Below are 22,325 nucleotides of genomic sequence, written 5' to 3'. Positions count from 1 at the left end.
GCCGGCACCAGGCAACGCCCACGACAGCGAGGCGATGCGGCACCCAGTAGTCATGCGGCCTTAGCGGTGCTAAATTTGCCTTAGCGACGCTAAGGGGGCGGCTGATGATCAGCGTGATGACGGCCGACGGGACCGAGGCGCGGGCTGTCGATGAGGGGCAGGGGCCGATCGTTCTCGTTCTCCATCCCGGCCTCGACGACGGCTCGTCCTGGCGGGAGGTGGCCGCGCGGCTCGCCGCGGGCTACCGGGTCGTGCGGCTGCACCGGCGGCGGTACCGGCTCGATCTCGACGGCGCCTCCTGCATGGTCGCTCAGGAGGTCGAGCACGTCCTGGCCGTGGTGGCGGCGCTGGGTGGCGGGCCGATGGTGCTCGTCGGGCATTCCTCGGGTGCCGTGATCGCGCTGGAGGCCCTGGTGGCCGACCCGTCGGCGTTCGCGGGGGCGGTCCTGTACGAGCCGCCCACCGTGATCGGGGTGCCGCTCGGCGGGCCGCACGGTGAGGTGCACGCGCGGGCTCGGGCGGCGATCGCGGCCGGTCGGCCGGGGAAGGCGTTGAGGGTCTTCCTGCGGCGCTCCGTGCGGGTTCCCGCGTGGGTGGCGTTACTGGCCGGGGTGTTCGTGACGGTGGTGCCGAGGATGCGGGCGCTCGTTCCGTCGCAGATCGAGGACAACGTGGGCATGGACTCGCTCGGCGTGCGGCTCGACGCCTACTCGGGGATCGAGGTGCCCACCGTGCTGCTCGGCGGTGATCGCAGTCCGGCGCATCTCGGGGAGCGGCTCGACGCGCTGGAGCGGGCGATGCCGCGGGTGGAGCGGGTGGTGATGCGCGGGCAGGGGCACGCCGCCCACGCCAAGGCTCCCGGTGAGGTCGCCGCCGTCATCGATGCCTTCGCAGCCAAGGTGCTCGGCCGACCCGGTCGCTGAGGTGCCGGAGTCGCGGAAGGTCCCGGCCGGTAGTCGAGGCTCAAGGGTCGCCGAGGTCTCGGCGGGCCGCTGCGATGGCCCGGTCAGCCCCGGCGGGTGCCGCGGTGGAGCCGGAGCAGGGCGCGCAGGGCCGCCAGGCTGGGGCGGGTGAGGCGGGTGTCCCCGTGGGTGGCGGTCCAGCCTGAACGATCCCGCTGGAACGACCACCCGGGGAACTCCCGCGTTGCCTCCTGAAGCAGTCGTTCCATGACGAACTCGGCACTCGGCGCTGTGGTCATGAACACAGCGTGTCACCCACACCCCGCTCCGTGACGAACTCCGGCCGCAGAACTCCCCGTTCATCCGGCCCGAACTCTCAGTTCGCGATGCCGTGGCGCTCGGCCAGGTAGCGGACCTCCGGCGCCCACGACGGCCGCGCGCGCCGCGCCAGGGACCGCACCATCTCCCTCAGCAGCAGCTTGTGGTCCAGCTCCTCCGGGCATTCGCGCTCGATCCGCAGGAGGTGGAGCAGGCTGGCGGCGTCGTCGCCCACGTCCTCGCAGGCGCGGGCGACCTGGCTGAGGTGGGTGGCGCGCCGCTCGATGGACGGCGTGTGCCGCAGGTCGATGTCGTCGGCGATCTGCAGCACCGCCTCCGGCCGCCCCAGGTCGTTCTCGATGCTGGCCATGTGGATGGCGACGTTGGTCGGCCCGAAGAAGGCCAGGTCGTAGACGTCGGCCCCGTCCTCGACGCGCTGAGCGAGCCGCGCCGCGGGCCCGCGGACGATCTCCCTGGCCTCGTCGTCGTCGCCCCCGCGCGCCGCGCCGATCGCGGTCAGCAGGTGCAGCGCGCCGAGCGCCTTGACGTGGCGGTCGTCGCCGTCGGCGACGTGGGGTTCCAGCATCTCGATGCCGCGCCGGCCCACGTCGTACGCGATCTGGTGCATGTCGTCCGACAACATCGACTGCCCCAGGCTCCAGTACGCCCACGCCCGGATCAGCGGATCCCCCGACTCCTCCGCGAACCTCATGGCCCGGTCCGCGGCCAGATGCGCGAGATCGACCCGCCGCAGGTGCTTGAGCACCCCCCTGGCCAGCATGTACGCGTCGGACGCGACGCGGTGGGCCTGCGGCGTGTCCGCGAGCGCGAGGTTCTCGGCGTCGGAGATCAGGGACGGCAGGGACGCCATCAGGATCGAGTAGCGGTGCGCCGAGGTGAACCAGGCGCTGCGGGCCGCCGCCACCCGTTCGGAGAGCTGTTCGGCGTCGGGCGGCTCGATGTCGGGCTCCAGCGAGCGCCACGTGAACAACGCCCGCTCGATGTCGCTGATCTGCGGCCGGCTGGGCTCGTGCGAGTCGCGCGGGGTCTCCCCCAAGAGCACGGCGGTGCGTACGCCCAGCACTTTGGCGATCTCCCGCAGCAGGGGGAGCGAGGGGGTTCGTTTGCCGTGCTCGATCAGCTCGATGTGCCTGGGGGTGCAGCCGGACTGGGTCGCCAGCGCGGTGGTGCTCATGCCCCTTCGTTCGCGCTGGAGCCTGATCATCTGCCCGGTGGCTATTTCGGACATGGACGTGCGGCCTCCTGGGTGGGTCCCGACATCCCACAGGCTAGGGCTCCAGGAGATCGCCTGTCCTGGATTCAGCCCTGCTCAGGGGAGCTGCCGGAGCGCGCGTGATGCTCCAGGAGGCGGGTCAGCAGACCTGACAACTGCTCGCGTTCCGGTTGGCTCAAAGGGGCGAACAGCTCGTCCTGAAGGCTCGCGATGAGCGTGTGCAGCCGTCGTACCTGCTGGATCCCCTCGGGGGTGAGGGTGATGACGTTGCGGCGGCGGTCGGCGGGGTCGGGGGCGCGCTCGACGAAGCCGCGCTCCGCGAGCTCGTTGATGACGGCGACCATGTCGCTGCGGTAGATGCCGGTGCGCCTGCTCAGCTCGGCCTGGCTCACCGGGCCCGCCTCGCGGAGCGCGACGAGCGCCGCGTAGTGCCACTTTCGGGCGTCGACGGCGGCCAGGCCCTCGTTGACCAGCCGGTCGGCGTGCATCGCGACCAGCGACAGCGTCCGGCTCGGCAGGAGCCGGAGCGCTGCGGGGGTGGCCCTGAGGTCGTCCGTCATGCTCCCGATGATAGTCCCTTGCGTTAGTGGCACTAACGATGTACGTTCGTTAGTGTCATAAACGTTAGTCGCACTTACGAAATGAGAACCGTCATGCCGACGATCGACGTGCTCGACTCGACCATGTACTTCGAGGACTCCGGCGGCTCCGGCCTGCCCTTCGTGTTCCTGCACGGGAACCCGGCCTCGTCCCATGCGTGGCGGAAGGTGCTGCGAGGGTTGGACGGCCGCCTGCTCGCCCCCGACCTCATCGGCATGGGGCGCTCGGGGAAGCCGGACATTCCCTACCGGTTCGGCGACCACGCCCGTTACCTCGACGCGTGGTTCGACGCGCTCGGGCTTGAGGAAGTGGTGCTCGTCGGGCACGACTGGGGTGGCGCGCTCGCGTTCGACTGGGCCGCCCGTCACCCGGAGCGGGTCCGGGGGGTGGCGTTCATGGAGAGCATCGTCCGCACGATGAGCTGGAGCGACCTGGGCGAGGCCCCGCGTGCCCGCGCCGAGATGCTGCGGAGCGCCCAGGGGGAGGCGCTGGCGCTCGACCAGAACTTCCTCGTGGAGACGGCGTTCTCGGGCGGCGTGCTGACGAGCCTGAGCGAGGAGGAGAAGGAGCCGTACCGGGCGCCGTACCCCACCAGGGAGAGCAGGCGGCCGCTGCTGGAGTGGGCGCGGTCCCTGCCGCTGGACGGCGAGCCCGCCGACGTGGCCGAGCGGGTCGAGGGTTACGGGAAGTGGCTCGCGGCCGGCTCTGACGTGCCCAAGCTGCTGCTGACCTTCGACTCCTCCCCGACGCTGCTGATCGGGCCCGAGGCGGCCGCCTGGTGCGCCGCGAACATGGCCGCCTTGGAGGTCGAGCACTGCGGCCCGGCCGGCCATCACGCCTCCGAGGACCAGCCGGAGGCCATCGCCGCCGCGATCGCCGGCTGGGCGGCCCGCCACGGGTGGCGCGCGAGCACGTCCTGAGCGGAGGTCAGCGGAAGCGGCGGCGGCCGAGGCGGGAGAGGACCTCGCGCAGCGCGTCGGCCGCCTCGCGCACGACCTCGTCCGGGATCCCGCCCGCCACCTCCTCGGTCGCCCGCCCCGAGGCCACCAGCGCGGCCTCCGCCACGCGCTGCCCCTCTTCGGTGAGCTGCACCCAGCGGCTGCGCGCGTCGCCCGCGTCGGCCTCGCGCTCGACGTATCCCGCCGCCGCCAGCCGCTGCAGCACGTTGCTGATCCCGCCCGACGTCAGGAACAGCGCCTTCGACAGCTCGCTCGGCTTCATCCGGTACGCCGGCGCCCGGCTGAGAGCGGCCAGCACGTCGAACTCGGCATACGTCAGCCCCAGCTCGGCCAGCTCGGCCTTGATCACCTGATCGAACAGCAGATGGAGCCGCGCCGTCCGCTTGCTGAGCTCCAGGGCGGCGATGAGCGACGGCGACAGGCCCGCGTCCTTCCAGCGGGGGACCAGCGCGTCGACCTCATCGTGTGTCACGCCATCGAGGATACCTGTCACAATATTGCTTTCTGAAAAGCTTCTTACTAAGCTTTCGGCCATGACATCTACGATCTTGATCAAGAACGGCGTCGTCGTGGACACCGAGCCCGAGCCCGTCGTGCTGGGTCAGGTGGACGTGCGGATCGAGGACGGCCTCATCGCCGAAGTGGGCCCCGGCCTGCCGGACGTCCCGGGTGCGGAGGTGATCGACGCGACCGGGCGGATCGTGCTCCCCGGCTTCGTCGACACCCACCGCCACACCTGGCAGGCGGGCATCAGGGCCGTCGCGACCGACATCACGTTCGACACCTACCTGCGGCGGGTCCTCACCGAGCTCGCACCCCGCCACCGCCCCCAGGACGTCTACGCGGGCAACCTCGCGGGCGCGCTGGAGTGCCTGGACGCGGGCATCACCACGCTGCTCGACTGGTCGCACGTCCAGTTCAGCCCGGAGCACACCGACGCGGCCGTGCGGGGGCTGGGTGAGTCGGGCATCCGGGCCGTGTTCGGCTACTGCTACGGCGGCGATTCCGACGAACTGACCAAGGAGACCCGGCGGGTCCACGACTCGCTCTTCTGCTCGTCCGGGCTGGTCACGATGGTGGTCGCGGCGCTCGGCCCGGAGATCGTGGGGGAGGAGCGCTCGCTCGAGGAGTGGCGCGTGGCGGCCGAGCTCGGCCTTCCCGTCACCGCGCACCTGGGCGGCCACGGCCCGGAGAGCGCCGAGCGCGGGCTCGCGTTCCTGGAGGCCAACGGCCTCCTGGCCACCCCCACGACCTTCGTGCACGCGCTGCACTACACCGACGAGGCGCTCCGGCGCATCGCGGCCGCCGGCGGCACCGCCTCGCTCGCCCCCGTGGACGAGATGAACCTCGGCCTCGGCTACCCCGCCACCGGCCGGCTGAGGGCGGCGGGGATCCCGACCGGCCTCGGCGCGGACACCGTGGTCTGCGCGCCGGGGGACCTGTTCAGCCTGATGCGGGCGGTCCACCTGCTCGAACGCGGCCGCCCCGACGGCGCCGGGATGGGCTTCACCACCCGCGACGCGCTGCGCATGGCCACCATCGAGGGCGCCCAGGTGCTGGGCCTCGCCGACGTCATCGGCTCGCTGCGGCCGGGCAAGCAGGCCGACCTCGTGCTGCTGCGTACGGACACGTTCGGCATGGCCGCGGCGCACGACCCGATCGGCGCCGTCGTGCTCAACGCCGACACCAGCGCCGTGGACACCGTGCTGGTCGGGGGCCGGGTGGTCAAGCGTGACGGGCGGCTGCTCCACCACGACGTGGCGGCGGTCCTCTCCACACTGATCGAATCCGCGGATATGGTGGCGAACCCCTGATCGTCGCCCCGGCGCCGGGGTAGTGGGTCCCCAGGAGGCGCGTGATGGCGAGCGTGATGAAGCGGATCGAGGCGGTCAAGGCCCGGGGCCGCCGCAAGGTGACACGCTGGCGGGAACGGCGTCCGGCGTTGGACCACGCGATCAGGGCGGTGCGGCGGTACCAGCACCAGTCCGGCGACACGCTGGCGGGCGCCGTCACCTACTACGCGTTCCTGTCGTTCTTCCCGCTCGTGGCGCTCTCGTACGCGGTGCTCGGGTTCGTGGTGGCGACCAGCGAGGCCACCAGGGACGCGCTGGAGAAGGCGATCGTCGAGCGGCTGCCCGGCATCGCCACCCAGCTCAACCTCGACGCCATCGCCACGGCCAGGCAGACGGCCGGGGTCATCGGTCTGCTCGGTCTGCTCTACGCCGGGCTCGGCGCGCTGGACGCGCTGCGGGGGGCCCTGCGCGAGATGTCGATGACCACCGCGCCACCGCTCGGCTTCCTCGTCGGCAAGCTGCGCGACCTGGCCTCGATCCTCCTGATCGGGGTCACGATGATCGCGTCCGTGCTGGTCGCCGGGTTCGCCACCACGGCCACGGACAAGGTCATGCAGTTCGTCTTCGGGAGCGAGTCGGCTCTGGCCACCTGGGGGCTGCGGCTCGCGGGCGTGGTGGCGAGCGTGGGGGCCGACTGGCTGCTGTTCCTGATCCTGCTCGGGTGGGTGGACCGGCCGACCCGGCCGTTCCGGCTGATCGCCAGGGGGGCGCTGCTGGGCGCGATCGGGTTCGGGGCGCTCAAGCAGGCGGCGACGCTGCTGCTCGGGCAGACGCTGAGCAACCCGATCTACGGGACGTTCGCCGTCATCGTCGGGCTGCTCGTCTGGATCAACTTCTCGGCCAGGCTCGTGCTCTACGTCGCCGCCTGGACGGCCACCGCCGGCCGCTGCCCGCCGCCTTCTCCGACCCCGGTCCCGTCCTGGAACCCGGACGGCTGGGCCGTGCGCGAGGGCACGTCAGGAGCCTGAGCGGCCGCGCCGGCGGCGGATGCCGAATCCGAGCCAGACCAGCCCGAACAGCAGCCCTCCGCCGATCACCACGGATCCGATCATCTTCGTGGAGTCGGTCTGCTTGGAGGCGGCCGTGTCCAGCAGCGGCGGCTGGGCCGCGGGCGTGACCTTGGAGGCCGGCGGAGCGGAGGAGCGCGGGGCGGCCTGGACCGCCGGGAGCGGGTCGACGAGCCGGCCGACCGGCTGGACCTTGCCCCTGACCGAGAAGCCCCAGTCGAGCAGTTTGGCCACCTCCTCCCAGAAATACCCCTCGTGCCGCATGATGCTCACGACGATCGTGTGCCCGTCGCGGGTGGCCGCGCCGACGAAGCTGCCCAGGGCCTTCGAGGTCCAGCCGTTCTTGATGCCGATCATGCCCTTGTAGCGCCAGAGCAGCTTGTTGTGGTTGCTGATCTCGTAGTAGCCCTTGGGCGCGGGGAACTTGGACGTCTTCGTACTGATATATCCACGGAAAGCGGGATTGGCGAGGCCGGCGCGGGCGATCAGCGCCAGGTCGTACGCCGAGCTGCTCTGCCCCGGCTTGTCCAGCCCGCTGGGCGTCTTGGCCACGGTGTCGTACGCCTGCAACTGCTTGGCCGTGGCATTCATGTCGCTCATGGTCTTGGCGACGCCGCCGTTCGTCTCGGCCAGGGCCATGGCCGCGTCGTTCCCCGACGACATCATCAGCGCCCTGAACAGGTCGTCGATCTTGTACGTCGCCTTGACCGACAGGCCGACCGCCGTGCCCTCCTGGTTGCAGGCGTTCTCGCTGGGCCGGATCCTGCGGTCCTTGTCGAGCTTGGGAATGAGCGTGAGCGCGGTCAGCGTCTTGAGCGTGCTGGCCGGCAGGTAGCGCCCGTGAGGGTCCTTGGCCGCGAGCACCTCACCCGTGTCCACGTCCGCGACGACGTACGACGTAGCCTGGGTTTTGGGCGGTTCCTTGACGCCCTCGGGCGTCACCAGGCCGCGGCTGCCCAGCGCCTCACCCCCGACCGGTGTCGTCGGAGCGGCATATGCGGTCCCGCCGGTGAGCGAGACCGAGGCGATGAGTGCCGTGACCGGCACGAGTTTCGTCCACATGGCGGTCTCAGCGTAGCTTCGAGTGAATGCCCATGTGGCGACACATCCCCCGTTGATCCACCTTCGATACTAGAGAGGCGCTCATGTCACGAAAGATCGCCGGATTCCTCATCATCCTCGGCGCATTCATGATTTTCGAGTGGGTGAACCTCGGGTTTAACTTGGCCGACGGGCATCCGACCAGCTTCTACGTGGTGCACGGAATCCTCATCGCGGTGAACATCATCCTCGCCATCGTGCTGGGGATCATCGGCTGGCGGGGGTTGCGCGGGAGTCGCGAGAAGGGGGTCACGGGCCGCACAGGAGACGCCGGGTGAGGGCGTGCAGCTCGTCCGCCTCCTCCCGGGAGTCGCCGATCGTGGTGAAGCCCAGCTTCCCGTGCTCGGGCACGGCGCCGAGCAGGTGGAAGACGTTGCCGGTACGCCGTTCCGCGTCGAACCCGACCCCGAGCCGATCGGCCATGCGCACGACCTCGCCGGGGCTGCGCCCGCGCAGGCAGGTCGATGAGCAATTGTCGGTCGCGGTGTAGAACTTCGGCTGATTTCCGGACATGAGGAGGCCGGTGGCCGGATCGTACGTGGCCTCGGTCGTCAGCACGGCGGCGCCGAACGGATGCGTGGTGCCGCCGATCCGCAGATTGATCTCGCACAGCAGCGCCGCGTACCCGGCGTCGGCCTTCAGCGCGAAGAAGTCCATGCCGAATATCCCCACCACGCCCCGATCGGCCAGCACCTGGGCGATCCGCTCGGCGGACGAGCCCACCTCGGCCCGGTACTCGAGCGCCGCGGGGAACGTGCAGCCCTGGTAGACGTGGCCGTTGGGCCCGCCGAGGATCTGGTCGTGCGTGGCCAGCACCTGCGCGGTGCCGCCCGGCGTGATGCAGGCCAGCGCGCTCGGGTAGTACAGCGGCCGGTGCTCGATGAACTCCTCGACCACGGCCCCTCGGTCCCTGATCTTCGCGGTGAAATTGGCCCAGGTCTCCCCGGAGGCCGAGAAGCTGGTCAGCGACCGGTCGGCCTTGGTGACGATCGCGTTGCCGAGCCCGGAGTAGCTGTCGTTCAGCTTGACGATCACCCGCTCGCCCGGCAGGGCCTCGATCGCCTCCTCGATCTCCAGCACGTGCCGGACGTCGCCGAAGCCCCGCGCCATCGGCACGCCCGCCTCGTGGCCGACCTCGCGCGCCCCGCTCTTGGAGCCGTAATAGGCCAGGGCGGTAGCCGGTCCGTAGAGGGGGACGTTGAGTAACGAGGCGAGCTCCTCCTCGAGCTCGCTCAGGACGAACGGCACCAGCCAGGCGTCGCCCTCGATGGCCGCGCGCACTTGCTCCAGCGCGTCCGGGCGGGCGAGCAGGGCCTTGGTCAGCGGCTGAGACCAAGGGTCGTCGAGGCTGATCAGCGTGAGCCGTTTGGCCGCGTCATCCGGATCCGGCAGGAACGCGAAGTAGTAGTCGATGATGTCGGGATCGATGGGCGCGGAGGAGAGGTAGACCACCTTGACCCCGGGCTCGCGGAGCGTGAGCAGCAGGAACAGCAGCCGCTCCTCGTAGGATCTGGCCCCTGTGATCCGGCGGAGCTCATCCTGAGGAAGGGAGAGCGAGGGTACGACCACCAGGGTCCCCTCGCTCGGCTTGAAGATGCTCAACCCAGCATACTTCTCCCCGAACGGGATATTAGTGATCATATTGCGAGTGAAACACGCATTCTTCTCAAATGCAGCCATCGTCGAAGTGTGATGACCATGACAGAAGGTGACAGGATTCGGAATCGCTGACCACGTTTGAACTGGCAGCATCGGGTCATGATCTACTGATCCGTTGTGACCATTTCCGGATCACCTGAATGTTCACGGACCGTGACCACCTGGGGTTACGGACATGCTCACAGGAACTTTTGGAGTATCTGTCACCGCGAACTTGCGCCGGGGCGATAAAGTCGAAGCATCGCCATCGGGCTCACGGCCGACCGCTGTGCTCCCGGGCTGCAGCGGCGCTCGCGACTGACGAACGCAAAGCCCATGCTGACGATCTCGCGCACCCTTACCAATGGGTGTGTTTTTTGATCCGCCGAGTGTGCCGCTCGACCGGGAGGCCACGGCGGGATGACGAGCTTTCACAGCGGATGAGCCGCGGTGGTCAGACATATTGGTGCGCGCGGCATGGACGGGACGGTGACATATGCGGGGACGTGAGCTTCGGGGGGAACTCGACGCGTTCCTGGCGGAGACCGAGCAGGATCTCGTGGCGTTCCGCCGCGACCTGCACATGCACCCTGAGTTGGCCTTCGCGGAATATCGCACGACGCAGCGGATCGCCGAGCGGCTCACCGCCGCCGGGTTGACCCCGTCGGTGCTCCCGCGCGGCACCGGGCTGATCTGCGACGTGGGCAGCGGCGACGGCCCGACCGTCGCGTTGCGCGCCGACATCGACGCGCTGCCGCTGCAGGACGAGAAGGACGTGTCCTACCGCTCCACCGTGGCCGGTGTCTGCCACGCGTGCGGCCATGACGTGCACACCACGGTCCTGCTCGGCACCTCGCTCTTCCTCGCCCAGCAGGCCGCCGCCGGCCTGCTGCCCGGCCGGGTGCGGCTGATCTTCCAGCCCGCCGAGGAGCTGCCCGGCGGCGCGCTCGAAGTCATGGCCCAGGGCGGCATCAGCGGCGTCGACCGCATCTTCGGCCTCCACTGCGACCCGCGCGTGGACGTCGGCCAGGTCGGGCTCAAGGCCGGCCCGATCACCTCGGCCTGCGACAAGCTGGTCGTCAGGGTGTCGGGCCCCGGCGGGCACACCGCCCGCCCCCACCTGACCGCCGACCTGGTCTTCGCCCTGGCCAAGATCCTCACCGAGCTGCCCGCCGCCCTGTCGCGCCGGGTCGACCCGCGCTCCTCGCTGAGCCTGGTCTGGGGCAAGGTCGAGGCCGGCACGGCGGCCAACGCGATCCCCGACGACGGCCTGGCCGCCGGGACGGTCCGCTGCCTCGACGAGGGCGCCTGGCACGCCGCCCCCGACCTGATCAAGTCGCTGCTGGAGTCGGTGGCCGGCGCCTACGGCGTGGAGGCCGAGATGGACTACACGCGCGGTGTGCCGCCGGTCGTCAACGACGAGGTCAGCGTTGAGATGCTGGCCGAGGCCGCCGAGCGCGTGCTGGGCGCGGGCGCGGTGGTCCCGACCCAGCAGTCACTCGGCGGCGAGGACTTCGCCTGGTACCTCGAGTCGATCCCCGGCGCGTTCGCCCGCCTGGGCACGCGTTCGCCCGACGGCGTGACGTACGACATCCACCAGGGCACCTTCGACGTCGACGAGAAGGCGATCGCGATGGGTGTGCGCGTCATGGCCGCCACGGCGCTGACCGCGCTGTGGGAGGTCGGCCCGCTCGACACGGTCACCACCACCGCGATGGCCTAGTCCCTACAGCAGCTTGCCGAAGACCACGGGCAGTCGCAGCGACGACTGCCCGGGCGAGACCGTGACCTTCGTGCCCGGCGGGTACCGCAGGGTGTAGTCGACGTCGGTCGAGATGATCACGAGGCCCAGCCGGTGGCCCTTCTTGAACAGGTAGTCCGTCGGCTGGAAGTCCCACGTGAACGTGTACTCCTTGCCCGGGCGCAGGGCCTCGGTCCGGTCCGCGCGGTGCCGGTTGCGGACGTCCAGCCAGCCCCTGGTGACGATCTTGTACGGAGTGGTGGCGGTGCCGAGCGTCCTGAGCGTCGTGCAGCCCGTGTCACCCGGGACGCCCTCGCCGTAGCAGTAGGACTGGCCGGTCGAGACCAGGGAGCCGTTGGCGCGCACGTCCGTGCCGTAGTCCACCAGCAGGGCCGTCAGGTACGGCGAGGAGCCGTCCTTCAGCGAGGCCCGCACCGACACCGTCGGGGTGCCGGAGATCCGCACGTCGGCGGGCAGGTCGCCGGTCACGTACGCCAGCCGGTTCGGATCGGAGCCCGTGGCCTCCACGAGCTGCTCGGCCGTCCTGGACTTCTGGTCCACGAACGACTCCCTGGCCGAGCGCGGGCTGGGCAGCAGGCCCAGCTTCGAGCCCGAGCCCGTCCAGAGCGGCACCGTGGCCGCGCCGGGCAGCGGCCATGAGGCGTGCTGGGCCCACTGGCCGGGCGCGATCTCCACGTCGGCCTGCGGCTCGCGCATGATGCCCGAGTCGATCCCGTACAGCCAGTAGTCGAACCAGCCGTGCAGCTGGCGCAGCCACTCGACCGTGCGCAGGTTGAAGGGGTTCATGTGGGTGCCCTGGTGCAGCCAGATCTTGCGCGGCACCTGCCGCTTGGCCAGGGCGTACCACCACTGGGCGAACTGCTTGGTCTTGACGTTCCAGTCGTTGAGCCCGTGCACCAGGAAGACGCTGGCCTTGACCTTGCCGACGTCGTTCAGGTAGTTGCGGGCGTCCCACATCCGGCTGTAGTCGCCGGTGATCCGGTCCTGGGCCGTGGTGATCCCGTCGATCAGGGCGCCGCAGGCGGCCTGGCCGTCCTGCCTGGTCAGCACGTACTTGGCGAGCACGTCCAGGTCCTCGCCCTGGAAGCCGCCGGGCGCCAGCACGCCGCCATTGGCCCGGTAGTAGTCGTACCAGCTGGAGATCGAGGCGATCGGCACGATCGTCTTCAGGCCCTCGACGCCGGTCGTGGCGACCGCGTTGGGCAGCGTGCCGTTGTACGAGACGCCGATCATGCCGACCTTGCCCGTCGACCAGGTGGCCTCGACCGGGTTGCCGGCGGCGTCGAAGCCCTTGGCGCGGCCGTTCAGCCAGTCGATCGCGGCCTTCGGGCCGGCCGTCTCGTTGCGGTCGCCGGAGGTGGGGCAGCCGGTGGCGCGGCCGCTGCCGAGGTTCTCCACCAGCGCGATGGCGTACCCGCGGGGCAGGAAGTAGTTGTCGTAGTAGCCGTCGAAGGGCTCGGCGGCCAGCTTGTTCCTGGCGGCGGCGAGGGTGGGCAGCGGGTTGCCGTTCGCGTCCACGTCCACGGGGTGGTTGGGAACGTCGTTGCCGCCGGCGTAGTACGGGCTGGCCTCCATGATGACCGGGACCTTCAGCCCCTGGTCGGTCTCCTTGGGGCGCAGGATGTCGACGGCGACCCGGTCGGGCTTGCCGTCGTTGTCGCTGTCGGTGCCCTCGACCTCGACGAACACCGTCTGCTTGACGGCGTCCGCGCGGGAGAAGACGGGCTGGGTGGCGTTGTTCTCGATCTTGACGGCCGGTACGTCGGCCGTCGCGGGCGTGTTTCCACTCAGGGCCACGACGAGCAGTGTGGCCAGCGGCACTGTCAGGACCTTCCAAGGATGCATACGGGGCTCCGAGATCAGGTTTCCACCGTCTGTCGGAATCTCCGTCATGATCCGCGCCGGCACAAGGGGTCAAAGTTGGGCAAAACCTTGCGTGTGTCACGGATTGCTCCCGATTCGTCCTTCAGGTCACGGACGCGAGTGATGTCGATAACGGAGCGGTTGCGACCCTGTGCGCTGGTTTGGTTCGCCCTGGTCAAGCAACTATCTTCCGTGCAGGTGCCGTACGTTCTTTTGGGCCTGACAGCGGCGAGGACGACGGGGAAATGGAAGGGAGTCGCCTTGCTCGGCAAGCGATTCAGCAGGATGGCGATCGGCTCCGTGGCCGGGGTCATGCTCATGGCCGCGGCGGCCTGCGGCGGCAGTGGTGGGGGTACCACGGCCAGCGAGGCGCCCAGCAGCGCCGGCGCGAGCAGCGAGGCGTCGAAGGGCGGGCTGAAGGTCGGACTGGCGTTCGACGTCGGCGGCCGGGGCGACAAGTCCTTCAACGACGCGGCCTACGCCGGTCTGGAGAAGGCCAAGACGGACCTCAGCGCGGACATCAAGGAGCTGAGCCCGGCGGCCGACGGCTCCAACCGTGGCGACCTGCTGCGCCAGCTCGCCGACGCGGGTTACAACCCGATCATCGGCGTCGGCTTCGCGTACGGCGACGACATCAAGAAGACGGCGGCCGAGTACCCCGACATCCAGTTCGCGGTGGTCGACTCCGCCTCCAACGGGCCCAACGTGACCGGCCTGCTGTTCGCCGAGGAGCAGGGCTCCTACCTGGCGGGTGTCGCGGCGGCCACCAAGTCCAAGTCCAACCACGTGGGCTTCGTCGGCGGCGTCGAGAACGACCTGATCAAGAAGTTCGAGGCGGGCTTCGTGGCCGGCGTGAAGTCGGTCAAGCCGGACGCCAAGATCGACATCAAGTACCTCACCCCCGACGGTGACTTCTCCGGCTTCAAGGCCCCCGACAAGGGCAAGGTCGCGGCCGAGAAGATGTACCAGGACGGCGCCGACATCGTCTACCACGCCTCCGGCGACTCCGGCCTGGGCGTGTTCCAGGCGGCGGCCGCGGCCAAGAAGAAGGCCATCGGCGTCGACTCCGACCAGCGCCAGACGGTCAAGGAGACCGACCTGCAGGGCGTCATCATGACCTCGATGCTCAAGCGGGTCGACGTCGGCGTGTTCGAGTTCATCAAGGCCTTCCAGGGCGGCGCCAAGGGCGGCTCCAACGTCACGTACGACCTCAAGGTCGACGGCGTGGGCCTGTCCACCACCGGCGGCGAGATCGACGACATCAAGGACAAGCTCGACGCGGCCAAGAAGGACATCGTCGACGGCAAAATCACGGTTCCGTCGAAGCCGTAATCGGGGTAGGAGTGACAGCTGAGGGCCCGGAGTCCCCACTTCGGGCCTTCTGTCTATCCCCCGCCCCCCGCTAGGAGAGGCGAAATGAGTGCTGACACCCTGGCCACGGCGAAACCCGCTGTAGAGCTGGAGGGCATCACCAAGCGTTTCCCCGGTGTCGTCGCGAACCACGACATCCGCATCACCGTCGAACCAGGGACGGTGCACGCCATCGTCGGGGAGAACGGCGCGGGCAAGTCAACGCTGATGAAGATCCTTTACGGCATGCAGAAGCCGGACGAGGGCACCATCAGGATCAACGGCGCCGAGGTCAGCTTCCGTACGCCGAGCGACGCCATCGGCGTCGGCATCGGCATGGTCCACCAGCACTTCATGCTGGCCGACAACCTCACCGTGCTGGAGAACGTCGTCCTCGGGGCCGAGCCGAAGAAGGCCGGCATGCTCGACATGGCCTCCGCCCGGAAACGCATAACCGAGCTGGCCGAGAGCCACGGCCTGCGGGTCGACCCCGACAAGCTCGTGGAGGACCTCGGCGTCGGCGACCGCCAGCGCGTCGAGATCCTCAAGGTCCTCTACCGAGGCGCGCGCATCCTCATCCTCGACGAGCCGACGGCCGTGCTCGTGCCGCAGGAGGTCGAGGAGCTCTTCCAGAACCTGCGCGAGCTCAAGGCCGACGGCCTGACCGTCATCTTCATCTCCCACAAGCTCGACGAGGTGCTCGGCATCGCCGACGCGATCACCGTGATCCGGCGCGGCACCACGGTGGCGAGCGTGGACCCCGGCGAGGTCACGGCGCGCCAGCTCGCCGAGCTGATGGTCGGCAGCGAGCTGCCCACGCCCGAGACCCGCGAGTCCACGGTGACCGACGTCGTGACGCTGCGGGTCGCCCAGGTCACCATGGAGGCCGACGGCTACCACGCCGCCGCCGACCCGGCCAAGCTGCGCGAAGAAGGCAAACGGCTGCTCCTCGACGACGTGTCGTTCGAGATCCACCGGGGCGAGATCCTCGGCATCGCCGGTGTCGAGGGCAACGGCCAGTCCGAGCTGATCGAGGCGATCATGGGCATCCGGCCCGCGCACGGCAGCATCGAGCTGGACGGCCAGGACATCAGCCAGTGGTCCACGCTCAAGCGCAGAGAGTCCGGCATCGGCTACATCCCGGAGGACCGGCACCGGCAGGGCCTGCTGCTGGAGGCCTCGCTGTGGGAGAACCGCGTGCTCGGCCACCAGACCAGGAAGCCCGCGCGCAGCGGCATCTGGATCAACAGGCGGGCCTCGAAGGCCGACACCGAGCGCATCGTCAAGGACTACGACGTACGCACGCCCGGCGTCGACACGCTGGCCCTGGCTCTGTCGGGCGGCAACCAGCAGAAGCTGATCGTGGGCCGCGAGATGAGCGGCGAGCCGAGGTTTCTCATCGCCGCCCACCCCACCAGGGGCGTGGACGTCGGCGCGCAGGCCGCCATCTGGGACCACCTGCGCAACGCCAGAGCCGCCGGGCTGGCCGTGCTGCTCATCTCCGCCGACCTCGACGAGCTGATCGGCCTGTCCGACACGCTCCAGGTGATCTACCGCGGGCGGCTCGTGGCCGCGCTCGACCCTTCCGACCTCACGCCCGAGCGGCTGGGCGGCTACATGACCGGCGCCATCGCCGGCACTGAGGAGACGTGATGCCCGCCGGGCTCAACCGGGCGCTGCTCACCGTGGCGGGCGCCGTCGTCGCCATCGTCCTCGCGGTCGCGATCTCCAGCGTGGCGATCACCGCGGCGGGCGCCAGCCCGCTCGACGCGTTCGCCGCCTTCTTCGACTTCGGCGCGACCCCGCGGGCCGTCTCCAACGGCATCGCGGCCTTCCTCAACCGGGCCGTGCCCCTGTTCATCGCCGGTCTCGCGGTGGCCGTCGGCTTCCGCATGAACCTCTTCAACATCGGCGTTGAGGGCCAGTACCGGCTTGCGGCCATCGTCGCCGCGTACGTGGGCTCGACGTTCGAGGCGCCTGCCCCGATCCAGATCGCGGTGATCATCGTGGTCGCCGCGGCCGTCGGCGGCCTCTACGCGCTGATCCCCGCGGTCATGAAGGTGACCAGGGGCGTGAACGAGGTCATCGCCACGATCATGCTGAACTACGTCGCGATCAACATCGCGTCCTACCTCGTACGCGGCCCCTTCGCGGGTCAGCGCGCCGCGGGCCAGCTCACCACGACCACGCCGCAGCTGCCCGAGTCGGCCATGTTCCCCAACCTGAACTTCCTGTTCGAGGGGTTCGGCCTGCTCCCGCCCACGCGCGGCGGTGGCCTGTGGGGCTTCCTGATCGTGGCGATCGTGCTCGGCGTGGTGATCTGGGTGGTGCTGGAGCGGACCAGGTTCGGCTTCAACGTCAAGGCCAGCGGCCTCAACGGCCCGGCCGCGCTCGCCTCCGGCGTGAACCCCAAGACCATGGTCATCGCGGCGATGGTGCTGTCCGGCGCGATCGCCGGGCTCATCGGCCTGCCCGAGATCCTCGGCGACAAGGGCGCGTTCAACTCCAACTTCACCGCCGGTCTGGGCTTCCTCGGCATCGCGGTGGCGCTGCTCGGCAGGAACAAGCCCGTCGGCATCGCGGTCGCCGCGCTGCTGTTCGCCTTCCTCGACCGGGCGCAGGGCCCCCTGCAGATCGCGAACGTCCCGCCGTCCGTCATCACGATCATCCAGGGCGTCACCGTCCTGCTGGTCGTCGTGGCCAACGAGGTGACGACCCGCCTCGCGCTCAGACTCGAGGAGCGCCGGGCCGCCCAGCAGCTCAGCAGCAAGACCCCGGTTGAGGTGGCAGCATGACCAGGCTAAGCAAATACCACCTGGCGCTCATCGGAGTCGCCGCGCTCATCCTGCTGATGTCGCTGGTACGCGTCGTGTCCGGCCAGAACGACATCACCTCGTCCGGCATGTTCGCCGCCGCCCTGATGCTGGCGGTGCCGATCGCCCTGGCCGGCCTCGGCGGCCTGTGGGCCGAGCGGGCCGGCGTGGTCAACATCGGCCTCGAAGGCATGATGGTGCTCGGCACCTGGTTCGCCGGCTGGGCCGGATACCAGTGGGGCGCCTGGGCCGCGCTGCTGGCCGGGCTGCTCGGCGGCGCGCTCGGCGGCCTCATCCATGCCATAGCGACAGTGTCGTTCGGCGTCGACCACATCATCAGCGGCGTCGCGATCAACCTGCTCGGCCCCGGCATCACCCGCTTCCTGTCCGAGGTGTTCTACAAGGACGGCACCGCCGCGGCGGACGCGGGCGCGGGCTTCACCGGCTCACCGGCGATCATCTCGCCCGCGCCGACACCCAGCCTGCCGCTGCTCTCCGACGGGCCGGACCTCCTGGGCAAGCTGGAAGGGACTCACTGGTTCCTCCTCTCGGACCTGGCGGGCATCCTGCGCGGGCTCACGCACGAAGTGAACGTGCTGGTCATCCTGGCGGTTCTGCTGCTGCCCCTGACGTACTTCGTGCTCTGGCACACCCCGTTCGGGTTGCGCCTGCGCTCGGTGGGCGAGAACCCGTGGGCGGCCGAGTCGCTGGGCGTGAACGTCTACCGGATCAAGTACTTCGCGGTCGTCATGTCCGGCGCGTTCGCCGGGCTCGGCGGCGTGTTCCTGGTCTTCGTCTCCTCCAAGTACGTCGAGGGCCAGACGCAAGGGCGCGGCTTCATCGGCCTGGCCGCCATGATCTTCGGCAACTGGCGCCCGGGCGGACTCGCCATCGGCTCCTCGCTGTTCGGCTACGCCAGCGGGCTCCAGCTGCGCAGCACCACCGGGGCGATCACCTCGTTCTTCCTGTTCGGCGCCATGCTGCTGCTCATCTACCTGATCGTCAGGGTCCGCCGGATGTTGTCACCCGGCCGGCCCGCCGAGCTCGAGGCCAGGAGCGCCAGGGAATATACGCTGATGGCGGTCGCCGCCGCGGGCATGGTCGTGCTCTTCTGGCTCTGGCGGACCGTCGACCAGCTGCCGAGCGAGTTCGTCTTCATCACACCACACGTGCTCACGCTGATCGTGCTCCTGGTGGCTTCGCAGCGACTGCGAATGCCCAAGGCCGACGGCGTGCGCTACCGCCGGGGAGAACAACATTGAGCACCATCAACTGGGACGGCCTGCGTTTCGAGGCCACGCAGGCCATGCACAACGCGTACGCGCCGTACTCGAAGTTCCCCGTGGGGGCGGCGGCGCTGGTGGACGACGGGCGGATCGTCACGGGCTGCAACGTCGAGAACGCCTCGTACGGCGTGGGCCTGTGCGCAGAGTGCGGCCTGGTGTCGGCGCTGCAGGCGACGGGCGGCGGCCGGCTGGTGGCCTTCACCTGCGTGGACGGGCACGGCGAGCTGCTGATGCCGTGCGGGCGCTGCCGACAGCTGCTGTACGAGTTCGGCGGCGAGGACCTGCTGGTCGAGACCGTGGACGGGCCGAAGCGGATGGCGGAGATCCTGCCGTACGCGTTCGGCCCCCAGGACCTCAGCCGGAGCGCCTGAATGGACGCGATCGAGGTCATCCGCGCCAAGCGTGACGGCGGCGAGCTGACCACGGCCCAGATCGACTGGGTGATCGACTCCTACACGCGCGGCGGCGTGGCCGACGAGCAGATGTCCGCGCTGGCCATGGCCATCCTCCTGAACGGCATGAACCGCCGCGAGATCGCCGACTGGACCCAGGCCATGATCCGCTCGGGCGAGCGCATGGACTGGTCCGCGCTCGACCGGCCCACCGCCGACAAGCACTCGACCGGCGGCGTCGGCGACAAGATCACGCTGCCGCTGGCGCCCCTGGTGGCGGCGTGCGGGGCGTACGTGCCGCAGCTCTCGGGCCGCGGCCTCGGGCACACCGGCGGCACGCTCGACAAGCTCGAGTCGATCCCCGGCTGGCGGGCCTCGCTCTCCAACGGCGAGATGCTGCAGGTCCTGCGCTCGGCGGGCGCGGTCGTGTGCGCGGCCGGGTCGGGGCTGGCACCCGCCGACAAGAAGCTGTACGCGCTGCGCGACGTCACCGGCACCGTCGAGTCGATCCCGCTGATCGCCTCGTCGATCATGTCCAAGAAGATCGCCGAGGGCACCGGCTCGCTCGTCCTCGACGTGAAGGTGGGCTCGGGGGCGTTCATGAAGACCCCCGAGACGGCTCGGGAACTGGCCGAGACCATGGTGGCCCTCGGGACGGACGCCGGGGTGCGCACCGTGGCCCTGCTGACCGCGATGGACCGGCCGCTGGGCCTGGCCGTGGGGAACGCGCTGGAGGTCGCGGAGTCGGTCGAGGTGCTCGCCGGAGGCGGGCCCGCCGACGTGGTGGAGCTGACGGTACGGCTGGCGCGCGAGATGTTGGAGGCGGCCGGGGTGTCGTCCGGCAAGGACCCCGCCAAGGCCCTCGCCGACGGGTCGGCCATGGACGCGTGGCGGCGGATGATCCTGGCGCAGGGCGGCGATCCGGACGCCCTGCTTCCCCGGGCGGCCGAGACCCTGACCGTGGAGGCGCCCGCGTCCGGGGTGGTGACCCGGCTGGACGCGTACGCCGTGGGCCTGGCCGCCTGGCGCCTGGGCGCCGGACGGGCGCGCAAGGAGGACCCGGTGTCGTTCGGGGCCGGGATCACCCTGCACGCCAAGCCCGGGGACCTGGTGCGAGAGGGGCAGCCGCTGATGACGCTGCACGCGGACGAGACGGCTCGGTTCGAGCGCGCTCTGGAGGCGCTGGAGGGCGGCTACGCGGTGGGCTCGGCGGGCGAGGAACACCTCCCCCTGGTCATCGACCGCATCACCGCCTCCGCCTCGCTGTAGCGCGCCGCGCCGCGCATCCAACCCCTCCCCGAAGGACACCGGCCACGGTCGGCGGGGTCGTCCATGAGGTCCTTCCCGGGGGGAAGGCGTCGGGTGTCAGCGAGCCAGGGCCGGGGCGTCGGCGAAGATCTCCGCGAGGACGGCGCGCTGTGTGGGGAGGGCCTCGGCGTGGCGGGCGCGGCCCTCGTCCGTGATGCACACGAACACACCCCGCCGGTCCGCGTCGCAGACCCCGCGTGACACGAGCGCGGCCTTCTCCAGGCGGGCCACCACCCGGGACAGGGCGCTCTGGCTCAGGTGGACCTCGTCGCAGAGCTCCTGGATGCGCAGCTTCCGGTCATGATGGACGATCCGGTCGAGCACCTCGAACTCGCTGGGCCCCAGCCCATGCCGATCCCCCAGCTCGCGCTCCAGGGCGCACATGCCCTTGGCGTGCTTGGCCAGGACGTAATGCCAGGTGTCGACCACGAACTCCTCGTCCATGTCGCGGAGGTTACCACTTCGCTAAAACTTATGCAACGGCATTAAATGCGTTTGCATTAGATGCAACTGCATGTACTGTTCTGTCCCATGTCCTCTTCCTCATCCCGTTGGGGCGCGCTCGCCGTGCTCTGCGCAGTGATCTTCCTTGACGCCCTTGACGTCTCGATGGTCGGTGTCGCCCTACCTGCCATTCAGCACGATCTGGGCCTGAGTACGTCATCTCTGCAGTGGGTGGTCAGCGGCTACGTGCTCGGCTACGGCGGTCTTCTGTTGCTCGGGGGCAGGACCGCCGACCTGCTCGGGCGGCGCAGGGTGTTCCTGGTCGCTTTGGGTGTCTTCGCCGTGGCGTCGTTGCTTGGTGGCATTGTGGACGACGGCGGGCTGCTGATCGCGGCCCGGTTCGTCAAGGGTGTGGCCGCCGCGTTCACCGCCCCCGCGGCCTTGTCGATCATCACGACGACTTTTCCTGAGGGGCCCGAGCGCAACAAGGCGTTGAGCATCTTCACCGCCTGCGGCGCCAGCGGTTACTCGCTCGGTCTCGTGCTGTCCGGCCTGCTCACCGAGATCGGCTGGCGCTGGACGCTGCTGATGCCGGTCCCCGTGGCGATCCTCGCCCTGCTGGTCGCGCCGAGGGTGCTGCGCGGCCGCGACGAGCGGGCCGAGGGCGGTCACGACCTGATCGGCGCCGCGCTGATCACCGCGTCCATGCTGCTGCTGGTGTTCACGGTCGTGCAGGCGCCGGAGGCCGGCTGGGCCTCGCTGCAGACCATCGGCTCGCTGGTGGCGGTGGCCGTGCTGCTCAGCCTGTTCGTCGTCACCGAGCGGCGGATGCGGCACCCGCTGGTGCGCCTCGGCATCCTGCGCTCCGGCCACATCGTCCGCGCCAACCTGGGGCTGCTCATCCTCATGGGCTCGTACGTGGCCTTCCAGTTCGTGGCGATGCAGTACTTCCAGAACCTCCTCGGCTGGTCGGCCCTGGGCACCGCCCTGGCGTTCCTGCCCGCCGGCCTGCTGGTCGCGCTCACCTCGACCAAGATGGGCGACTTCGCCGACAGGTTCGGCACCGGCAAGCTGATCGTCATCGGCTCCGCCGCGCTGGCCGGCGGGTACGCGATGTTCCTCGGCATCGACCGCACCCCCAGTCTGGGCGGCATGGTGATCCCGGGCATGCTCCTGATGGGCATCGCGTTCGCGCTGTCGTTCCCCTCGCTGAACATCCAGGCCACCACCGGCGTGGACGACGACGAGCAGGGGCTGGCCTCCGGGCTGCTCAACACCTCCGGCCAGGTGGGCGGCGCGATCGTGCTGGCCGTGGTCACCGCCGTGCTCACCTCGGGCGGCGGTGAGACGCTCTCGATCGGCTCGCTGCGCTCGGCGATCGTGGTCTCGCTGGTGCTGGCCCTGGTCGGGCTGGCGATCTCGGCGACCGGGCTGCGCGCCCGCAAGGCCCAGGCCGTCGAGAGCGAGAGCGTCAAGGTCTACGAGGCTGTCTGAC

At 69.9% G+C, this 22,325-nt stretch carries 21 protein-coding genes; 13 read left to right on the top strand and 8 right to left on the bottom strand.

Going from position 1 to position 22,325, the window contains the following annotated elements; genetic code table 11:
- The first annotated feature begins 104 nt into the window (after positions 1–104).
- Complete coding sequence (locus tag ACWDRB_RS15915) at positions 105–923, top strand: alpha/beta fold hydrolase (protein WP_449894380.1); 819 nt, start codon at positions 105–107, stop codon at positions 921–923.
- A gap of 83 nt (positions 924–1,006) precedes the next feature.
- Here the strand turns inward: ACWDRB_RS15915 and ACWDRB_RS15910 are convergent, their stop codons facing one another.
- The 3 genes from ACWDRB_RS15910 to ACWDRB_RS15900 all read right to left on the bottom strand — a co-directional run bounded on the left by ACWDRB_RS15910 (position 1,007) and on the right by ACWDRB_RS15900 (position 3,014).
- A complete protein-coding gene (locus ACWDRB_RS15910; RefSeq protein WP_397371125.1) occupies positions 1,007–1,201 on the bottom strand; it encodes a hypothetical protein in 195 nt (64 codons plus the stop codon).
- A gap of 77 nt (positions 1,202–1,278) precedes the next feature.
- Positions 1,279–2,469, bottom strand: a complete 1,191-nt coding sequence (locus ACWDRB_RS15905; RefSeq protein WP_449894377.1) for a helix-turn-helix domain-containing protein — start codon at positions 2,467–2,469, stop codon at positions 1,279–1,281.
- A gap of 71 nt (positions 2,470–2,540) precedes the next feature.
- Positions 2,541–3,014 (bottom strand): MarR family winged helix-turn-helix transcriptional regulator, encoded by a 474-nt coding sequence (locus ACWDRB_RS15900; RefSeq protein WP_449894375.1) that lies wholly within the window; start codon positions 3,012–3,014, stop codon positions 2,541–2,543.
- 93 nt (positions 3,015–3,107) lie between these two features.
- Between ACWDRB_RS15900 and ACWDRB_RS15895 the strand changes: the two genes are divergently transcribed.
- Positions 3,108–3,974, top strand: coding sequence for a haloalkane dehalogenase (locus tag ACWDRB_RS15895; protein ID WP_449894373.1), 867 nt, complete (start codon positions 3,108–3,110; stop codon positions 3,972–3,974).
- A 7-nt stretch (positions 3,975–3,981) separates the two neighbouring features.
- Here the strand turns inward: ACWDRB_RS15895 and ACWDRB_RS15890 are convergent, their stop codons facing one another.
- Complete coding sequence (locus ACWDRB_RS15890; RefSeq protein ID WP_350731282.1) at positions 3,982–4,485, bottom strand: MarR family winged helix-turn-helix transcriptional regulator; 504 nt, start codon at positions 4,483–4,485, stop codon at positions 3,982–3,984.
- A gap of 61 nt (positions 4,486–4,546) precedes the next feature.
- Between ACWDRB_RS15890 and ACWDRB_RS15885 the strand changes: the two genes are divergently transcribed.
- Both ACWDRB_RS15885 and ACWDRB_RS15880 read left to right on the top strand, forming a co-directional pair.
- Positions 4,547–5,827: an amidohydrolase family protein gene (locus tag ACWDRB_RS15885; protein WP_449894371.1), complete on the top strand. Its 1,281-nt coding sequence runs from the start codon at positions 4,547–4,549 to the stop codon at positions 5,825–5,827.
- A gap of 44 nt (positions 5,828–5,871) precedes the next feature.
- On the top strand, positions 5,872–6,834 hold the full coding sequence (locus ACWDRB_RS15880; RefSeq protein ID WP_449894368.1) for a YihY/virulence factor BrkB family protein: 963 nt from the start codon (positions 5,872–5,874) through the stop codon (positions 6,832–6,834).
- On the opposite strand, the gene ACWDRB_RS15875 is transcribed toward ACWDRB_RS15880, so the two are convergent.
- A complete protein-coding gene (locus ACWDRB_RS15875) occupies positions 6,823–7,935 on the bottom strand; it encodes a D-alanyl-D-alanine carboxypeptidase family protein (RefSeq protein WP_449894366.1) in 1,113 nt (370 codons plus the stop codon). The two genes, ACWDRB_RS15880 and ACWDRB_RS15875, sit on opposite strands and share 12 nt — an antisense overlap.
- Before the next feature lie 83 nt (positions 7,936–8,018).
- On the opposite strand from ACWDRB_RS15875, the gene ACWDRB_RS15870 reads away from it, so the two are divergent.
- Entirely contained in the window at positions 8,019–8,252 is a 234-nt protein-coding gene (locus ACWDRB_RS15870) for an SCO4848 family membrane protein (RefSeq protein WP_350731290.1), read from the top strand.
- Here the strand turns inward: ACWDRB_RS15870 and ACWDRB_RS15865 are convergent.
- Positions 8,224–9,576: a peptide ligase PGM1-related protein gene (locus ACWDRB_RS15865; RefSeq protein ID WP_449894364.1), complete on the bottom strand. Its 1,353-nt coding sequence runs from the start codon at positions 9,574–9,576 to the stop codon at positions 8,224–8,226. The two genes, ACWDRB_RS15870 and ACWDRB_RS15865, sit on opposite strands and share 29 nt — an antisense overlap.
- Before the next feature lie 532 nt (positions 9,577–10,108).
- Between ACWDRB_RS15865 and ACWDRB_RS15860 the strand changes: the two genes are divergently transcribed.
- Positions 10,109–11,335: a M20 family metallopeptidase gene (locus ACWDRB_RS15860; protein ID WP_350731293.1), complete on the top strand. Its 1,227-nt coding sequence runs from the start codon at positions 10,109–10,111 to the stop codon at positions 11,333–11,335.
- 3 nt (positions 11,336–11,338) lie between these two features.
- On the opposite strand, the gene ACWDRB_RS15855 is transcribed toward ACWDRB_RS15860, so the two are convergent.
- Positions 11,339–13,219, bottom strand: coding sequence for a Xaa-Pro dipeptidyl-peptidase (locus ACWDRB_RS15855; RefSeq protein ID WP_449894361.1), 1,881 nt, complete (start codon positions 13,217–13,219; stop codon positions 11,339–11,341).
- A 279-nt stretch (positions 13,220–13,498) separates the two neighbouring features.
- On the opposite strand from ACWDRB_RS15855, the gene ACWDRB_RS15850 reads away from it, so the two are divergent.
- From ACWDRB_RS15850 to ACWDRB_RS15825, 6 genes are all read left to right on the top strand, one after another.
- Complete coding sequence (locus ACWDRB_RS15850) at positions 13,499–14,569, top strand: BMP family lipoprotein (protein ID WP_449894359.1); 1,071 nt, start codon at positions 13,499–13,501, stop codon at positions 14,567–14,569.
- An 84-nt stretch (positions 14,570–14,653) separates the two neighbouring features.
- Positions 14,654–16,240 (top strand): ABC transporter ATP-binding protein, encoded by a 1,587-nt coding sequence (locus tag ACWDRB_RS15845; RefSeq protein WP_449894357.1) that lies wholly within the window; start codon positions 14,654–14,656, stop codon positions 16,238–16,240.
- A complete protein-coding gene (locus ACWDRB_RS15840; protein WP_364243386.1) occupies positions 16,240–17,382 on the top strand; it encodes an ABC transporter permease in 1,143 nt (380 codons plus the stop codon). The genes ACWDRB_RS15845 and ACWDRB_RS15840 overlap by 1 nt, the downstream gene beginning before the upstream one ends.
- Positions 17,379–18,662 (top strand): ABC transporter permease, encoded by a 1,284-nt coding sequence (locus tag ACWDRB_RS15835; RefSeq protein WP_449894354.1) that lies wholly within the window; start codon positions 17,379–17,381, stop codon positions 18,660–18,662. The genes ACWDRB_RS15840 and ACWDRB_RS15835 overlap by 4 nt, the downstream gene beginning before the upstream one ends.
- The gene (locus tag ACWDRB_RS15830) at positions 18,659–19,057 is read left to right on the top strand and encodes a cytidine deaminase (protein ID WP_350731303.1); all 399 of its coding nucleotides are present in this window, start codon (positions 18,659–18,661) and stop codon (positions 19,055–19,057) included. Before ACWDRB_RS15835 ends, ACWDRB_RS15830 begins: the two co-directional genes overlap by 4 nt.
- Entirely contained in the window at positions 19,058–20,347 is a 1,290-nt protein-coding gene (locus ACWDRB_RS15825; protein WP_449894351.1) for a thymidine phosphorylase, read from the top strand. It abuts the gene before it with no gap.
- 96 nt (positions 20,348–20,443) lie between these two features.
- On the opposite strand, the gene ACWDRB_RS15820 is transcribed toward ACWDRB_RS15825, so the two are convergent.
- Complete coding sequence (locus tag ACWDRB_RS15820) at positions 20,444–20,830, bottom strand: MarR family winged helix-turn-helix transcriptional regulator (RefSeq protein WP_350731306.1); 387 nt, start codon at positions 20,828–20,830, stop codon at positions 20,444–20,446.
- Between the two features lie 87 nt (positions 20,831–20,917).
- Between ACWDRB_RS15820 and ACWDRB_RS15815 the strand changes: the two genes are divergently transcribed.
- A complete protein-coding gene (locus tag ACWDRB_RS15815; protein WP_449894348.1) occupies positions 20,918–22,324 on the top strand; it encodes an MFS transporter in 1,407 nt (468 codons plus the stop codon).
- Position 22,325 lies beyond the last annotated feature (1 nt).

The organism is Nonomuraea sp. NPDC003707 (genome assembly GCF_053587055.1).
The sequence above is the reverse complement of the archived record's forward strand: the minus strand, read 5'-3'. Positions and strand labels throughout refer to the sequence as shown.

Excerpts from the sequence above, each read along its gene's own strand:
- ACWDRB_RS15875 (WP_449894366.1), bottom strand. The coding sequence starts at position 7,935 with ATGTGGACGAAACTCGTGCCGGTCACGGCACTCATCGCCTCGGTCTCG.
- ACWDRB_RS15905 (WP_449894377.1), bottom strand. The coding sequence starts at position 2,469 with ATGTCCGAAATAGCCACCGGGCAGATGATCAGGCTCCAGCGCGAACGA.
- ACWDRB_RS15880 (WP_449894368.1), top strand. The coding sequence starts at position 5,872 with ATGGCGAGCGTGATGAAGCGGATCGAGGCGGTCAAGGCCCGGGGCCGC.
- ACWDRB_RS15855 (WP_449894361.1), bottom strand. The coding sequence starts at position 13,219 with ATGCATCCTTGGAAGGTCCTGACAGTGCCGCTGGCCACACTGCTCGTC.
- ACWDRB_RS15870 (WP_350731290.1), top strand. The coding sequence starts at position 8,019 with ATGTCACGAAAGATCGCCGGATTCCTCATCATCCTCGGCGCATTCATG.
- ACWDRB_RS15900 (WP_449894375.1), bottom strand. The coding sequence starts at position 3,014 with ATGACGGACGACCTCAGGGCCACCCCCGCAGCGCTCCGGCTCCTGCCG.
- ACWDRB_RS15840 (WP_364243386.1), top strand. The coding sequence starts at position 16,240 with ATGCCCGCCGGGCTCAACCGGGCGCTGCTCACCGTGGCGGGCGCCGTC.
- ACWDRB_RS15915 (WP_449894380.1), top strand. The coding sequence starts at position 105 with ATGATCAGCGTGATGACGGCCGACGGGACCGAGGCGCGGGCTGTCGAT.
- ACWDRB_RS15820 (WP_350731306.1), bottom strand. The coding sequence starts at position 20,830 with ATGGACGAGGAGTTCGTGGTCGACACCTGGCATTACGTCCTGGCCAAG.
- ACWDRB_RS15895 (WP_449894373.1), top strand. The coding sequence starts at position 3,108 with ATGCCGACGATCGACGTGCTCGACTCGACCATGTACTTCGAGGACTCC.
- ACWDRB_RS15885 (WP_449894371.1), top strand. The coding sequence starts at position 4,547 with ATGACATCTACGATCTTGATCAAGAACGGCGTCGTCGTGGACACCGAG.
- ACWDRB_RS15815 (WP_449894348.1), top strand. The coding sequence starts at position 20,918 with ATGTCCTCTTCCTCATCCCGTTGGGGCGCGCTCGCCGTGCTCTGCGCA.
- ACWDRB_RS15835 (WP_449894354.1), top strand. The coding sequence starts at position 17,379 with ATGACCAGGCTAAGCAAATACCACCTGGCGCTCATCGGAGTCGCCGCG.
- ACWDRB_RS15845 (WP_449894357.1), top strand. The coding sequence starts at position 14,654 with ATGAGTGCTGACACCCTGGCCACGGCGAAACCCGCTGTAGAGCTGGAG.
- ACWDRB_RS15910 (WP_397371125.1), bottom strand. The coding sequence starts at position 1,201 with ATGACCACAGCGCCGAGTGCCGAGTTCGTCATGGAACGACTGCTTCAG.
- ACWDRB_RS15860 (WP_350731293.1), top strand. The coding sequence starts at position 10,109 with ATGCGGGGACGTGAGCTTCGGGGGGAACTCGACGCGTTCCTGGCGGAG.
- ACWDRB_RS15825 (WP_449894351.1), top strand. The coding sequence starts at position 19,058 with ATGGACGCGATCGAGGTCATCCGCGCCAAGCGTGACGGCGGCGAGCTG.